Origin of the sequence: Micromonospora sp. NPDC005257, from assembly GCF_042872445.1 — a bacterium.
In the GTDB taxonomy this organism is placed as follows: domain Bacteria; phylum Actinomycetota; class Actinomycetes; order Mycobacteriales; family Micromonosporaceae; genus Micromonospora.
Window position 1 is genome coordinate 133,041 of sequence record NZ_JBIAKL010000001.1, and the last position, 14,290, is coordinate 147,330.

The 14,290-nt window shown below is 70.9% G+C and carries 11 protein-coding genes; 8 read left to right on the top strand and 3 right to left on the bottom strand.

Features of this window, described 5'->3' with window-relative positions; translation table 11 throughout:
- Positions 1 to 14: 14 nt before the first annotated feature.
- A complete protein-coding gene (locus ACFYO8_RS00570) occupies positions 15 to 572 on the bottom strand; it encodes a dihydrofolate reductase family protein (RefSeq protein ID WP_354864390.1) in 558 nt (185 codons plus the stop codon).
- 210 nt (positions 573 to 782) lie between these two features.
- On the opposite strand from ACFYO8_RS00570, the gene ACFYO8_RS00575 reads away from it, so the two are divergent.
- Positions 783 to 2,384, top strand: a complete 1,602-nt coding sequence (locus ACFYO8_RS00575; RefSeq protein ID WP_357708372.1) for an MFS transporter — start codon at positions 783 to 785, stop codon at positions 2,382 to 2,384.
- A gap of 90 nt (positions 2,385 to 2,474) precedes the next feature.
- Here the strand turns inward: ACFYO8_RS00575 and ACFYO8_RS00580 are convergent, their stop codons facing one another.
- A complete protein-coding gene (locus ACFYO8_RS00580) occupies positions 2,475 to 3,095 on the bottom strand; it encodes a MerR family transcriptional regulator (protein WP_354864386.1) in 621 nt (206 codons plus the stop codon).
- Positions 3,096 to 4,314: 1,219 nt separating this feature from the next.
- Between ACFYO8_RS00580 and ACFYO8_RS00585 the strand changes: the two genes are divergently transcribed.
- The 4 genes from ACFYO8_RS00585 (at position 4,315) to ACFYO8_RS00600 (ending at position 9,388) form a co-directional block, all read left to right on the top strand.
- On the top strand, positions 4,315 to 5,112 hold the full coding sequence (locus ACFYO8_RS00585) for an AraC family transcriptional regulator (protein WP_354864384.1): 798 nt from the start codon (positions 4,315 to 4,317) through the stop codon (positions 5,110 to 5,112).
- Between the two features lie 80 nt (positions 5,113 to 5,192).
- The gene (gene cmdF, locus ACFYO8_RS00590; RefSeq protein ID WP_354864382.1) at positions 5,193 to 6,788 is read left to right on the top strand and encodes a tyrosine 2,3-aminomutase; all 1,596 of its coding nucleotides are present in this window, start codon (positions 5,193 to 5,195) and stop codon (positions 6,786 to 6,788) included.
- A gap of 12 nt (positions 6,789 to 6,800) precedes the next feature.
- Positions 6,801 to 8,138: a condensation domain-containing protein gene (locus tag ACFYO8_RS00595; RefSeq protein ID WP_354864380.1), complete on the top strand. Its 1,338-nt coding sequence runs from the start codon at positions 6,801 to 6,803 to the stop codon at positions 8,136 to 8,138.
- 11 nt (positions 8,139 to 8,149) lie between these two features.
- Positions 8,150 to 9,388 (top strand): acyl-CoA dehydrogenase family protein, encoded by a 1,239-nt coding sequence (locus ACFYO8_RS00600; RefSeq protein ID WP_354864378.1) that lies wholly within the window; start codon positions 8,150 to 8,152, stop codon positions 9,386 to 9,388.
- Positions 9,389 to 9,664: 276 nt separating this feature from the next.
- Here ACFYO8_RS00600 and ACFYO8_RS00605 read toward each other — a convergent pair whose 3' ends face one another.
- Positions 9,665 to 11,044, bottom strand: coding sequence for an extracellular solute-binding protein (locus ACFYO8_RS00605; protein WP_354864376.1), 1,380 nt, complete (start codon positions 11,042 to 11,044; stop codon positions 9,665 to 9,667).
- A gap of 190 nt (positions 11,045 to 11,234) precedes the next feature.
- On the opposite strand from ACFYO8_RS00605, the gene ACFYO8_RS00610 reads away from it, so the two are divergent.
- The 3 genes from ACFYO8_RS00610 to ACFYO8_RS00620 are packed head-to-tail and all read left to right on the top strand — an operon-like array spanning position 11,235 to position 14,290.
- Positions 11,235 to 12,794 carry an amino acid adenylation domain-containing protein gene (locus ACFYO8_RS00610; protein WP_354864374.1) on the top strand — a complete coding sequence of 520 codons (1,560 nt, stop codon included), beginning with the start codon at positions 11,235 to 11,237 and terminating at the stop codon, positions 12,792 to 12,794.
- A gap of 50 nt (positions 12,795 to 12,844) precedes the next feature.
- The gene (locus ACFYO8_RS00615) at positions 12,845 to 14,026 is read left to right on the top strand and encodes an acyl-CoA dehydrogenase family protein (protein WP_354864372.1); all 1,182 of its coding nucleotides are present in this window, start codon (positions 12,845 to 12,847) and stop codon (positions 14,024 to 14,026) included.
- Positions 14,027 to 14,047: 21 nt separating this feature from the next.
- The gene (locus ACFYO8_RS00620; RefSeq protein ID WP_354864370.1) at positions 14,048 to 14,290 is read left to right on the top strand and encodes a phosphopantetheine-binding protein; all 243 of its coding nucleotides are present in this window, start codon (positions 14,048 to 14,050) and stop codon (positions 14,288 to 14,290) included.

Sequence of the window (14,290 nt, forward strand, 5' to 3'; positions counted from 1 at the left end):
TCCGGCACGGGCGTTCAGAGATCGCGGATTGGCCGGTAGCGGACGGTGAGCTCGGCCAGCGGGTCTTCCTGCAGTGTCGCGCGCAGCCGGATCGGGGTGCCGCCCGGGTTGTCGTACAGTCGGATACCGTCGCCGAGCAGCACCGGTGCGACGTGCAGGTCGATCTCGTCGATGAGGCCGAGCTGGAGCAGCTGCCGGCCGATCGAGGCGGAGTGGACCTCGACGTTCTTCCCGTTGGCGGCCTTCACGGCGATGCGCAACGCCTCGGCGACGTCACAGGTGAGGAACGTGACGCCGGGCGACGGTGTGGCGTCCTCGGGGTGGTGGGTGAGGATGAAGACCGGTCCGTCCCAGTCACCGTAGGGCTTGGTGTCGCCGTACCTGTCGTAGCCGTCCCGACCGCCGAGCACGGCGCCGAGGGTTTCGATGTACGGCTCGATGAGCCCCGGAGTGTCGGAGAGACCGTCCAGCCAGTCCATCGAGTGGTCCGGTCCCGCGACAAAGCCGTCCAGGGACATGGAGAAATGCCAGAGCACCTTGCCGTCGGCGGTCTGTGGCGTGAAATCGTACATGCTGACCCCCAGCCTGGTTGCGGTTTGCAATCGGTGCACCATATGTCAAAGAGGGTCGGATCGCAATCAGTTCGGGGTGGTGGCGGAGTCGCCGGGCGCCACCTACGCAAGCTCGAAGAACATAACGGACATCGACTTCGATAGCCTTGCTCCCTGTTGGAGGCCCGTCCCGGGTCCACCGGTGACGGAACGGACCAGGAGGGATGCCTGATGCGACCCACTGACGACATCGAGCCGGCTGACCGGGCCGGCAGACGCGAGTGGATCGGGCTGGCGATGCTGGCCCTTCCCGCGCTGCTGCTGTCCGTCGACGCCAGCGTGCTGTTCCTGGCCCTCCCGCAACTGAGCACCGACCTGGGGGCCACCGGTGTCGAGCAGCTCTGGATCATCGACGTGTACGCCTTCCTGACCGCCGGGTTCCTGATCACCATGGGCGGCCTGGGCGACCGGATCGGGCGGCGCCGGATCCTGCTCGTGGGCGCGGCCGCCTTCGGGCTCATGTCCCTGCTCGCGGCGTACTCGACCACCCCCGAGATGCTGATCCTCGCGCGGGCCCTGATGGGTGTCGCGGGCGCCACCGTGATGCCGTCGGCGCTCGCCCTGATCAGCAACATGTTCCGCGACCCGCAGCAGATGGGCCTGGCCATCGCGGTCTTCATCGGCTGCTTCATGGGCGGCGCGGCGGTCGGCCCGGTGGTCGGCGGCGCCATGCTGACCAGCTTCTGGTGGGGCTCGATCTTCCTCATCAACGTGCCGGTGATGCTGGTGATCGTGCTGGCCGGGCCGGCGTTGCTGCCGGAGTACCGTGGCCCGGACGGCGGTAGGATCGACCTGGTCAGCGTGGTGTTGTCGCTCGGCGCGATCCTGCCGGTCATCTATGGCCTCAAGAAGCTGGCGCGCGACGGGTGGGCGGCCTCGCCCGCGCTGGTCCTGGCGGCCGGGCTGGTGATGGGCTTCCTGTTCGTGCAGCGGCAGAAGCGCCGGCGGGATCCTCTGCTCGACCTGAAGCTCTTCCGGCATCAGGCTTTCACCGGCGCCCTCATGATCATGATCATCGGCTCGGTGATGATGTCCGGCATGTCGCTGATCTTCACGCTCTTCCTCCAGTCGGTGCGCGGTCTGACGCCACTGGAGACCGGGCTCTGGAGCGTGGTCGCCGCGGCGGCGCTCGTCTCCGGCTCGATGACCGCGCCGATCCTGGCGCGGAGGATCCGCCCCGGCGTGGTCATCGCCATGAGCCTGGTCGGGTCGGTGGCCGGCTTCCTGCTGATGACGCAGGTACAGAAGACCGGCCCGCTGGCCCTGCCGATCGTCGCCATCGCGTTGGTGTCGCTGGGCGCCGGCGGTTTCGCGTCGATCTCCACTGGTCTCGTGGTCAGCTCGGTGCCCCCGGAGAAGGCCGGCTCGGCGTCGTCGGTCTCGTCGATGAGCGGCGAGCTGGGCGTCGCGTTGGGCATCGCGGTGATCGGAACCATCGGCACGAGCATCTACCGTGGCCTGCTGGATGTGCCGGCGGGCGTGCCGGAGAGCGTTGCGGAGACGGCCCGGGAGAACGTCACGGGCGCGGTCGCCGCGGTGGCCGACCTTCCAAGTGCCACCGGTGCGGCCCTGCTCGACGGCGCACGCGCTGCCTTCACCACGGCGCTGCAGAGCGTCGCGGGGATCTCCGCGGTGATCGCCACGATGCTGGCGGTCGTGGCTGTCACGGTGCTGCGCCGGTTCCCGCCCACGGGCGGGACGCCGGATGCCACGGGCGACGGCGCTCCCACGGCGGGGCCGGCGGTGACCCGGGAGGCGCCGGCCGAGATCTGACGCCACCGCGAACGGAGACGCCACCCCATCGGGGGGTGGCGTCTCCGTTGTGGAGGGCGGGGGGCGAGCCGGGGACGGTGCGGGTGGCCGTCAGTCGAACCGCACGGCGACGTGGTGCTCCAGAGCCATCCTGCGGATCGCGGTCAGCGCGACTTCGAGCAGGACGCTGCGCGCGGCTGCGGCCCCGCGGTTGGGCTTCTCGGGCGAGAGCAGGTCGAGTTCCCGGACGATGAGCCGCTCGGTCGCCTCGGCGTAGGCGGTGAAGAAGTCCGCCTCGCAGTCACAGCCCAGCTGCCGCAGGGTCGCCAGCACCTGCGCCAGGTGGCTGCTGACCGGCGAATCCGGATCGACCCGCCAGCCGTGCTCCTTGATCAGGCTCGCGACGTCCTCACGCGCGGCGCGCAACACGTCGGCGTTGTCCGGCCGCGTGTCCTCCTGGGGCACCTGCGTGCGGTTGACGACGTCGAAGAGCCCGGCGAGGGGAAGCGTCTCGTCCTCGATCGCGGTGAGCAGGGTTCGGACAGTGGTGAGGTCGAGCTGGCCGATGGTGGTGAGCGCGCGGATCAGTCGCAGTCGACGCAGGTGCGCCTCGCCGTAGACGGCCTGGTTGCGGCCGGTCGGCTCGCCGGGCGGGAGCAGGTGTTCACGCAGATAGAACTTGATCGTGGGAACCGGCACGCCGGCCTGCTTGCTCAGATCCGATATTCGCATGGAAACCCCCATATCCCGCGCGCATCTCTTCCTGGATCAGTTCGTCCCGCGAGCCCGGTGTGATTGTACTTTGGAATCGACGCCGACCGGAGCCGGATGACTTCCGGTCGCACTACGTAACTGTGACGGATCGTGAACTCGCCGGCCGGACGGTGCCCGGAGCCGATTATCACTGTCGTTTCTACCGTCGAGTAATAGCGGTTAATTGAGGTGGTTCCAATTCGCGGACGGCGTCGAGGGCGTGAAGTCCGGCGGTACGCGCCTCAGATCGCTGCCCAGCGTGGTGCGTTACGGGCACCGTGACGGTGCCTGGCAGAACCCCAGTGAGTCGCGTCGACAAGGGTCTCCCTCGTGCGGATGGATTGTGCGGGCATGGATATTGTCGAGGCAGCGTGTATCCGATGTCTTCTCAATCCGTGCGAGGTAGTGGAGTGGGCACGCTCCGTAGCGGGTCTGGTGCACTCGGCCCTGCGCCATCCAGGGCTGCGGCGCACGCCGCGGCCGGGTGGGGGCGGCCCGGGGGCCGGGTTGCCGGCGGACCCGCCGGGCGAGCCGACCGCAGGTCGGAGTGCTCGGGTCGGTGGTGAACCGGGGCCGCGCGGCGTCCAGGGCCTGCCGAGGGTGGTCCGGCGGCGGCGCGGCCGGCGCGTGAGGGTCGCGTCGGACGCCGGCGCGGCCGACGCCGTGGGTGGGTCCGTTCGCGGCGAGGACCGGCGGGCGCGGGCGGGCGGCAGCGGCTGACCGTTCTGTACCGATTTGTAATACCGGCGAGGCCTGGCCGGTCCAGGTGGCCGAAGTCGTTTCTGAGAAGAGTCGGCGCACTGGCTGCTAATGGTGTGAAACGTCCGCATTCGAGCGCTTCATGAATGAACACCGCATCAACGGGGTCGATTTAAGGTGCAAGCATTGGCGAGTATCGGTATCTAATCCCGCGGATGCGCTCTAGGCTGGGGATTCTGGCGGCAGCAGATAGTTTCAATATCCAGAACTACTTCATGTGTGCGCTGCGCACTCGGGTGGTAAGTGGAGGGTATTGATCGCTCACAAGGGGTCGGCTAGCCTGTCACCGGGGATCAAGGAGTTCCACATCGATCGATGCTACTGATGTCCCGAGAGCAATTCAGGCGACCATTTTTATGCCGTTTGTGCAGGCGGCCGTAAATTGTCGTCAGAATTGCGCCGCCACTCTAGATTCGTCAACTGCCATCAGGGGGAGACCATGCAGGACGTTGCCGAACGGGCCGTGCTACGGGCGATCGAAGCCATGCACGAGCGGCTGGGCGATGAGTTGACCGTCGACGACCTGGCTCGCGCCGCGATGTTCAGCAAGTTCCACTTCACGCGGATCTTCCAGCGGTTCACCGGCGTCTCGCCCGGCCGCTTCCTGTCGGCGTTGCGCCTGCAGAAGGCCAAGCAGCTGCTGGTCTCCACGTCGATGAACGTCGCGGACATCAGCGTGCGGGTCGGGTACAACAGCGTCGGCACGTTCAGCTCGCGCTTCAGCCGCAGCGTCGGCATGTCGCCGACGGTGTACCGCCGTCGCGCCGGCTACGCCGCCGCCATCCAGGCCGCCACCGACAGCGCGAGCCGCCGATCGAACGCCCGGCTGTCCTGCCGGCTGCGGCTGCCCGAGTCGGACGACGCGGTGATCTTCCTGGGCATGTTCGCCCACCGGATCCCAGAGGGCCGACCGGCGCGCTGCGCGGTGCTGGAGCAACCCGGCAGGGTCGTCTTCAACTCGGTGCCCGTCGGTACCTGGTATCTGCTCGCGCAGTCGGTGTCGCTGGACGGAGCCGGAACCGGGGCGGACATCGCCGACCGGCCCGTGTCGGTCGCGACCTACGGCCCCTTCACGGTGCGGGCCGACTCGATGATCATGGCGGACCTCGAACTGCGGCCGACCCGGGACCTGGACCCGCCGGTGCTGCTCGCCCTGCTCGACGCACGCAAGTACGCGATGGAGCGGATGGGCGAGGCGCAGGACGCCCAGCCGGAGTTCGAGCGCAGCGCCGCCTGACCGGCGTCACTCCGCCGATCGGACGCGGTCCGGCAGTCGGGACAGCGATCATCCGTTCCGCCACACCACGAGGGAGCGTCATGACCACGGTCGGAACCGACGTCCACGTCGCTCTCGACGGTGCGACGCTCGGCCTTCCCGATCTGCGCCGTATCGCCGAGGACCACGTGCCGGTCGCGCTCGCCCCCCGGGTGCTGGAGCGCGCGGCCGTGAGCCGGCAACAGGTCGAGCAGACCGTGCGGCAGCACCTCCCGGTGTACGGGGTGGCCACCGGCTACAGCGAGATGGTGCACCTGCTCACCGAAGCGGCCAGGGAGACCGAGCTGCGGACCGGCCTGGTACGCGGGCACAGCGCCGCCGTGGGACCGCTGCTCAGCGAGCCCGAGGCGCGGGCCGTGACCACCGCACGACTGAACGCCCTCGCCAAGGGGCCATCGGCGGTGCGGCCAGTGGTGCTCGAACGTCTCGCGCTCCACCTCAACGAGGGTCTGACGCCGGCCGTGCCGGAGACCGGGTTGCTGGGCGCCGGCGGGGACCGGGCCGCGCTGGCCCACCTGGTCGGCGCGCTGCTCGGGGAGGGGCACCTGCTGCGGGGCGGGGTGCGGACGCCGGCCGGGCCGGTGCTGCGCTCGCTGGGCATCGAGCCGCTGCGGCTGGACGTCAAAGAGGGCCTGGCGCTGCTCAACGGCACCTCGGCCATGACCGGCGTGGCCGCCCTGGTGGGCGAGCACGCGCTGGCGCAGGCACGGCACGCCGAGATCGCCGCGGCGCTGGTCGTCGAGGTGCTGCAGGGCTCGCCGAGCCCGTTCCAGGCGGCCGGCCACGAGGCCCGCCCGCACGCCGGCCAGATCGCCAGCGCCGCCAACATGCGCGCGCTGACCGGTGGCAGCCGACTGATCAGCGACCACGCGGACCGCCGTCGGCGGGTGGCTGCCAGGATGACGGGCGGCAACGGCGGCGGGGCCGTGTTCGGCGCCGACGTCGTGCTTCAGCAGGCGTACTCGTTGCCCTGCGTCCCGCAGGTGATCGGCGCGGTCCGGGACGCCCTCGGGCACGCCAGGCGCACGCTCGAGATCGAACTCAACGCGGCCGACGACAGTCCGCTGTTCCCACCGGACCGGGAGGCGCCCACCGGCCAGCCGGTCGCCTTCGTGATGGACTTCCTGGCCATCGCGCTCACCCGGCTCGGCGTGTCCTCCGCCCGGCGCAGCAGCCGGCTGCTCGACCGGCGGGTCGACGACGGCCTGCCGGAGATCCTGATCAAGGGCGGTCCCGGCGCGCGTCCCGGCGCCGCCGGCACGCGGTACCGGGCCACCGCGTTGGTCGCGGAGAACCGGACGATCGGTCCGGCCAGCACTGGCGATCCGCCCGGCGACGACGACGAGGACCCGGCCAGTACGGGGTTGGTCGCCGCCTGTAACTGCCGGCGGGTCCTGGGCAACAACTTCCTCATCCTCGCTCTGGAACTCCTCGCCGCCGCTCAGGCGGTGGACGTCTCCGGGTGCCTCGACCGCCTGAGCCCGGCTGCCCGGGTCACCTACGGCACCGTCCGGTCGCTGGTACCCACCCTCGCCGGCGACCGCTATCTGGCCGACGACGCTCAGTCGGTCGCCGACGAGTTGGCACGCGGCACGTTGCTCGACGCCCTCGATGACGCCGGCATCAACCTCCAGTAAGGAGAAGTTCCCATGACCATCACTTCGGAAGCTCAGCAGGCGCCCAGCGCGCTCTCGCTGCAGCAGCAGTTCCTCTGCCTGTTCGCCCAGGGCTTCGAGGCCGGGCCGTTCGGGCCGCACTACGTGGAGGTCGGCGGGTGGCGGATCCACGGAAGCGTCGACGGCCAGCTCCTGCGCCGGGCACTGGCCGACGTGGTGCAACGGCACGAGGCCCTGCGTACGGTGCTGCACCTGGAGAACGGCGGCGGCACCCAGAGCGTGCTGCCGGCCGGACCGCCCGAGCTGCGAGAGGTGGAGCTGGACGGCTCGCCCGGCGTGGACCGGGACCAGCGCGCCGAGGAGCTCATGATCGACATGGAGACCCGGCCGTTCCCGATCGACGAGGTTCCGTTGCTGCGGGCCGTGCTCGGTCGCTTCGACGAGCAGGACTCGGTGTTGGTGCTCTGCACCCACCACAGCGCCGCGGACGTCTGGTCGCTCCAGGTGATCCTGCGGGACCTGGCGGAGTGCTACGCGGCGCGCGTCGCCGGGGACGAGCCGCAGCTGCCCGAGGCGACCCAGTACCGCGACTACGTCTCCGCGCAGCAGGAGGAGGCCGCGGGCCCGACGGTGGCGGCCGCACGGACCTACTGGCGTGAGACGCTGCGCGGCGCCCGGATCCTGGTCGAGCCGACGCACCGCAACGAGCAGGCCCCGGCGACGAGTTACCACCGCTTCACCACCGACGCGCACCTCAGCACCGAGGTGTCCCGGCTGGCCAGGGAGACGCTCAGCTCGCCGTTCATGGTGCTGTTGGCCGCGTTCGCCGTCTTCGTTCACCGGCGCACCCAGGCGACCGACATCACGGTGCCCACGTTCGCCCCGGGTCGCCAGCGCGGCTTCCAGGCCACGGTCGGGTCGTTCTTCAACTTCCTTCCGCTCCGGGTGGACCTGCGCGACTGCCGCTCCTTCCGGGATGTCGTCACCCGCACCAGGACGGCCTGCGTCGGCGCCTTCAAGCACGAGCTGCCGCTGCTGCACGTGCTCGCCGAGGCGCCCGAGCTGATGGCCTCGGTGAGCCCCGACGCGGTGCCGTGCCTGTTCCAGGCCGTCCAGCCGCCGTACCTCATGCAGGGCAAGCGAATCGGCGACCTGGAGTACACGGCGATCTGGCGGCGGGTCAAGCCGCAGCCGGTCGGCTCCGAGACCCCGGACGGCATCATCTGGTCGATGCACCTGGGCAAGACCGAAGTGGTCGGTGGGCTCAGCTTCAGCCGCCACCTGTTCGATCGCGCCCAGATCGAAGAGCAGGTGGCCGGATATCTCGGTGTGATCGGCGAGATGGCGGCCGACCCGGACGCGGCGATCTGAGAGGTTGACCCATGACCGTCACCGCAAACGACGTGCAGGGCGTGGCCCTGTCATCCGAGTCCGACGTCACCCCGGCCGTGCTGATCGAGCGGGCCAGGGCGCTGGCGTCCACCCTGGTGGCCCGCCAGCGGGAGACCGAGGAGCGGACGTACTACGCCGAGGACACCCACCGGGCGTTCCGGGACGCGGGCCTCTACCGCATCACGGTGCCCAAGCGCTACGGCGGCTACGAGTTCGGCTTCGACACCTTCCTGCAGGTCGTGATGATCCTGACCCGGGCCTGCGCGTCGACCGGTTGGATGTACTGCCTGGGCGCGGCGCACTCGCTGTTCGTCGGCACCATGTTCGGGGAGAAGGCGCAGGCCGAGATCTTCAAGGGCGGTGACTTCATCGCACCGCTCGTCAACGCCCCGCACGGCACGGCCCGGCGCGCGGCGGACGGCGGCTGGATCCTGAACGGCGTCTGGAAGTACTGCTCCGGCGCGCCGTACGCGACCCACCTCATCGGCAACACGATGATCGTCGAGGACGGGCAGCCGCCGCGCCCGCTGCTGTTCATCGCGCCCCGCGACCAGTGGGAGATGCTCGACGACTGGGGCTGGCAGCTCGGCCTCAAGGGCAGCGGGTCGCACAGCATCCGGATCTCCGACGGGCGGATCCCCGGCCACTTCGGTCTGGAGCTGGACTTCAACGAGATCTCGGTTACCGGTGGCACCCCCGGGCGTGACCTGCACGAGCACCCGCAGTACGGCGGCGCGCCGGCCAGCTCGATGGCCCTGGAGGGTGCACACATCGCGGTCGGCATGTGTCAGGGCGCGCTCGACGCGTACACGGAGTTGATGTTCTCCCGTCCCACGATCCTGCCGCCGTTCCCACCCCGGGTGGAGGACCCGGACTTCCAGCTCTGGTACGGGCAGGCCAGCAGCATGATCGACGCGGCCGAGACGCTCGTGCTCGCCACGGCGCGGCGCTGGCACGAACTGTCCGAGCAGCCGCTCGGCGCGTTCACCGCCGAGGAGGACCTGCGGATCGCGTTGACCTGCCGAGAGGCCACGGCACTGGCCTGGCGGGCCGTCGACGAGATCATCCAGCCGACCGGCGGCAGCACGTCCGTACGGGAGGGGGAGCGCCTCGAACGGGTCTGGCGGGACCTCTCCACCGGTCGCACGCACGTCAGTTCCGCCGTGCTGCTCACCACAATGGCCAACCGCGCGTACACGCAGATGCGGCTGCAGCGCGAGCGCGGGTGACGGTGATCGCGGCGCTGGGGCCAGGCCGGCGTCGCCGGCCGCGGACACCGTCCGCCGGCTGACGGCGACCGGCCGGGGCGCACCGGGTCGGTGACACGGATTCGTGTCATCGCCCGGTGCGCCCCCGTTTCCCCGGTCGGACGGCGCGGCCCAGCCGTGGTGTGCGTCTCAGGGGGTGCCCCTTGCCGAGAGCCGGCGCACCGGCCGGAAAAGGCGCCGGCCGCTGCCTTCCAGTCAGGAAGGCAGCGGCCGGTTCGGGCCGACCGTGACGGTCGGTCAGGCGCCGAGCCGGAGCCGCTCCGGCTCCGACTGCAGCAGCACCTGCGGGGCCTGGCCGTCATTGGCGGCGCCCGCATCCACGCGACGCGCGTACTCGTCGAGCAGTTGCTGGGCCTGGTCGTTGGCCTGGCTGAATCGCGCGACCAGGTCCGCGCCGCCGACCAGTACGTCGTGCATGGCCTGCACGGCCGCGCTCTGGATGGGCAGGAAGTTGCCCAGCACCGCCCCGCGCGTGGCGGGGGAGTCGAGACTGCTGCGGAGCTGGTCGACGGCGGCCCGCTCGTGTGGGTTCCGGTCGTACCAGCCCTCGCTGGCGAGCAGGGCGATCGACGCCTCGGTGGAGGGGATGAACGCCCGCCCGTGGTCGTAGACGGCCCGGGCGTTGCGCGGGTTGTTCAGGAACTGCATGAGGGCCAGCGCGCCGTCCCGGGTCCGTTCGTCCAGCCCGTCGCGCAGCCACAGCGACTCACCGGCGATCACGCTCCCCGCGTAGCCGGCCCCGTCGTTGTACGGCATCGGGCTCGCCTGCACGTGGAAGCCGGCCCTCCGGGCCGCCCGCACGATGGGACCGGCCTCGACCGAGGTGCTGACCAGCATCGCCGTGTCCCCGGCGGCGAACGTCTCCATGCAGCCCCACCAGTCCGACGACTTGCCGGTGTAGAGGTAGTGGCCGGCCCGGTGCAGGTCCCGCCACCAGGTCGCGTAGGCCAGCATCTCCGGGGACGTGTAGTGCATCTTCTCGCTGCGGCCCGACCGCCCGTTGTCGTGGTCGGCGATCAGCCCGCCCTGCTGGGCCACGGACTGCTGGAACAGCCAACCGAAATTGGGCCAGGTGATCCCGCCGCGGCGGGCGCCGACGCGGCCGGCCACGGCGGCGCACGCGGCCTCCACCTCCGACCAGGTGGCCGGCGGCTCGGTGATCCCGGCGGCGCGCAGCGCGTCCATGTTGGAGAACAGCAGCAGGGTGGACGTGTTGCGTGGCATCGACCGCAGCTCACCGCCGAACGTGTGGTACGCCCGCATGTTGGCCACAATGTCGTCGAGGACCACGGGCTCGCCGAGGATCTCGTCCCGCCCGCCCACCGCCTCGGTCACCGAGGTGAAGAACGGCCGGCCCTCCGGGTCGCGGAGGTCCTGGACCTCCCGGAGATACGTGTACTGGTACGAGGCGATGTGCGGCGCCGTGCCCTCGCGTGCGGCCCGGGCCATCTCCCGGGGGAAGGCGCCAACGTTGACGGCCTCCACGACGGCCCGGTACTGCGGGTGCCTGCGGTTGAACTCCTCCGTCTGTCTCCGGATCGGGTCGACGAGCTGTTGCCACATCGGCCAGCGGTTCAGCCAGAGCTTGATCGTGATCTTGTCGGCTGATTCATGCATCAGTCCTGCCACCTCAGGTCGGCGCCGGGGATATTCATAGGGTTCTCATGCTCTGCGCCGTCGGCAGCCTGTCGCATCTCCTCGCTTGCCCCGGGTCGTCCGCAGGCGGGCACGCGGGAAGAGGACCCTCCCCGGCACGGCGGGCCAGACTTCAGATCCGGAGGCCGGACCTGAAGTGGAGGAGTCCGCCATGACCGCACCCGTTCTCGCGCCCGGCGCGCCGGTGCACCTGCTCGTCAGGCGCCGCGCCGAGGCCGCGCCGGAAGCCACCGCCGTCTCCTGGGGAGACGCCGCCGTCTCCGCGCGCGACCTCGACCGGCACGCCGCACGGATCGCCGCCGCGCTGGCCGGCTTCTCCGGCCGCCCGATCGCCGTACGGGTGCCCGCCGGACCGGACCGGTACGCGGCGCTGCTCGGGGTGCTGCGCGCCGGCGCCGTCCTGCTGTGGTCCGGCACCGGGGCGGCCGGCGAGCGCGGTCGCGCCATCCTCGACGCGGTGCGCCCGGCCGCCGTGCTGACCGGCGGCGCCGGTGACGAGCTGAGCGACTGGCACGCCGGGCGCACCGGCGTTCCGCAGATCGATGTGACAGCCCTGCCCGACGCGACCGGGACCGAGCCGTCCGTTCCGCCCGACGCGTGGGCCTACCTCGCGCACACCTCGGGCTCGACCGGCCGGCCCAAGGGCGTGCCCCAGACGCATGCCGCACTGGCACAGTTCAGTACCTGGTTCGCCAGCGAGTTCGGGCTGGCGCCCGGCGTACGGGTGGCGCAGTGGGTGGCCCCGGACCACGACCCCGCGCTGTGCGAGACGTTCGCGACGCTGGTGGCCGGCGCGGTCCTCTGCCCGGTGCCCGACCCGGTCCGGGCCCATCCCGGCCGCCTGCTCGCCTGGCTGGCGGCGGAGCGGATCGACGTCCTGCAGACCGTGCCCAGCTTCGCCCGGCAGTTGCTGACCGAGAGCACCGAACGGTCCCGGGTGCCCCTGCTCCTGCGCCGCCTGCTGCTCATGGGCGAGGCCGTGCCCGAGAGCCTGGTCCAGGGGCTCCAGGCCGCGGCGCCCGGGATGGACCTGGCCAACATCTACGGCCCGACCGAGACGGTTGCCGCGACCTGGCACCGGATTCCGCGCGGGTTCCGGGGCACCGTACCCATCGGGCGGCCGATTCCCGGCCGGGACGTGCTGGTCCTCGACGAACGCGACCGCGACTGCCCGCCCGGCGTGGTGGGCGAGATCGTGGTCGGCAGCCCGTACGTGACGCCGGGCTATCTCGGCGACGACCCCGGTGGGCCGGCCTTCCGCGCCGTGCCCGGCCGTGGTCCCGGGCCCTGGTACCGGACCGGCGACCTGGGCCTGCGCCGCGATGACGGGCTGCTGGAGTTCCGGGGCCGCCGCGACCAGCAGGTGAAGATCCAGGGGCATCGGCTGGAACTGGCCGAGATCGAGTCGATGCTGATCGAGCACGGCTCCATCGCCGAGTGCGCCGTGCTCGCCGTGACCGGCCCCGACGGCATCGTCACCAAGCTGGCCGCGTACGTGGTGCCGCGTGGGGAGCCGAGCCCGGCGCAGTGGCGCGCACACATGCGGCAGCGCTTCGGTGACGTGATGCTCCCGATGATCTTCCGGGTCGTGCCGGACGCGCTGCCCCGTAACGAGACGGGCAAGGTCGACCGCCGCCGGCTGACCGGACCGGACCAGCCGCCGGCGCCGGCCGACGGACGAGACAGCAGCTCAGGAGATGCGTCGCGGTGACCTGAGCGGCCAGAGTCACACATAACGGCGTTCGGACTCGAGGAGAATCAATGGACACAGTCACCACGCTGCCACGAGCGGAGCTGCTGCGGCGCGCGGCCGAGCTCGGCCCGCTGCTGCGCAACAACGCGCAGGCGTCGGAGGAGCAGCGGCGGCTCAGCATCGAGACGCTCGAAGCGTTGGGCGGCTCCGGCCTGCTGCGTATGCGGGTCCCGCGGAGCTACGGCGGCTACGAGTCCGACATGCGGACCGTCGCCGAGGTGCTGGCCGAACTCGCACGCGGCGACGGCTCCGCGGCCTGGACCGCGTCCGTCTGGCTGATCAGCAGCTGGATGGTCGGCCTGTTCCCCGATTCGGTGCGCGAGGAGGTGTTCGCCGATCCGGACGTGCGGATCAGCGGCATCCTCAGCCCGACCGCCATGGCAACGCCGGTCGACGGTGGCTACCGGGTCAACGGCAAGTGGTCGTTCAACACGGGCTGCCTGCAGAGCGACTGGAACGTCAACGCCGCTGTCCGGCCCACCCCGGACGGCCAGTTCGAGCCCGTCATGGTCCTCGTCCCGATGAGTGACCTGCAGGTCATCGACGACTGGCACACCACCGGCATGCGCGGTTCGGGCAGCGTCTCCACGGTGGCGGACAACGTCTTCGTGCCCGAGGACCGGGTGCTGCCGATGGGTCCGGTGATCGGCGGGGCGCACCCGCTGCAGCAGGACCCCTCGGCGCCCATGTGGCGGGCGCCGTTCATGCCGATCGCCTGCATGACGGTGGGCGCAGTCGCCTACGGGCTGGCGCAGGCGGCACGGGACGCGTTCCTCACCCGGTTGCCGGGCCGCAAGATCACCTACACCGACTACGACGAGCAGAGCGCCGCGCCGCTGACCCACCTCCAGGTGGCCGGCGCGACGCTCCGGGTGGACGAGGCCGGCTTCCACATCCTGCGGACCGCCGACCGGATCGACGCGAAGGCGGCCACCGGCGAACCGTGGACGATCGAGGAGCGAGTCCTCGCCCGGCTCGACCTGGGCGCCGCGTGCCTGCGCGCCAAGGAGGCCGTCGACCTGCTGGCCGGTGCGAGCGGCGGCAGCTCGCTCCAGCTCGACGTGCCGATCCAGCGCATCGAGCGCGACATCAAGGCGCTGAACCTGCACGCGATCATGCACCCCGACACCAACTTCGAACTGTACGGGCGGGTGGCCTGCGGGCTCGCCCCCAACACCCAGTACCTCTGATCTCCTGCCAGGAGGAGCGACATGACCACTCAGCAGCAGCCGGCCACCGCGGACGTCACCGAACGGGTCGCGGCCATCTGGACGGATGTCCTGGGCGATCGGTCCGGCACGTTCTTCGAGCTCAACGGGCAGTCCATCGCCGCCGTGCAGATCGCCGCGGCGGTCGAGGAGCAGCTCGGGGTCACTCTCGACATCGGTGACCTGTTCGAGGACCCGGATCTGGAGACCCTGACCCGTAACATCCTGGCCCGCGTCGAGGGGTGA

What these genes read in the sequence shown, in the direction of transcription:
- ACFYO8_RS00570 (WP_354864390.1), bottom strand. Translation starts at nt 572, where the DNA reads ATGTACGATTTCACGCCACAGACCGCCGACGGCAAGGTGCTCTGGCAT.
- ACFYO8_RS00575 (WP_357708372.1), top strand. Translation starts at nt 783, where the DNA reads ATGCGACCCACTGACGACATCGAGCCGGCTGACCGGGCCGGCAGACGC.
- ACFYO8_RS00580 (WP_354864386.1), bottom strand. Translation starts at nt 3,095, where the DNA reads ATGCGAATATCGGATCTGAGCAAGCAGGCCGGCGTGCCGGTTCCCACG.
- ACFYO8_RS00585 (WP_354864384.1), top strand. Translation starts at nt 4,315, where the DNA reads ATGCAGGACGTTGCCGAACGGGCCGTGCTACGGGCGATCGAAGCCATG.
- cmdF (WP_354864382.1), top strand. Translation starts at nt 5,193, where the DNA reads ATGACCACGGTCGGAACCGACGTCCACGTCGCTCTCGACGGTGCGACG.
- ACFYO8_RS00595 (WP_354864380.1), top strand. Translation starts at nt 6,801, where the DNA reads ATGACCATCACTTCGGAAGCTCAGCAGGCGCCCAGCGCGCTCTCGCTG.
- ACFYO8_RS00600 (WP_354864378.1), top strand. Translation starts at nt 8,150, where the DNA reads ATGACCGTCACCGCAAACGACGTGCAGGGCGTGGCCCTGTCATCCGAG.
- ACFYO8_RS00605 (WP_354864376.1), bottom strand. Translation starts at nt 11,044, where the DNA reads ATGCATGAATCAGCCGACAAGATCACGATCAAGCTCTGGCTGAACCGC.
- ACFYO8_RS00610 (WP_354864374.1), top strand. Translation starts at nt 11,235, where the DNA reads ATGACCGCACCCGTTCTCGCGCCCGGCGCGCCGGTGCACCTGCTCGTC.
- ACFYO8_RS00615 (WP_354864372.1), top strand. Translation starts at nt 12,845, where the DNA reads ATGGACACAGTCACCACGCTGCCACGAGCGGAGCTGCTGCGGCGCGCG.
- ACFYO8_RS00620 (WP_354864370.1), top strand. Translation starts at nt 14,048, where the DNA reads ATGACCACTCAGCAGCAGCCGGCCACCGCGGACGTCACCGAACGGGTC.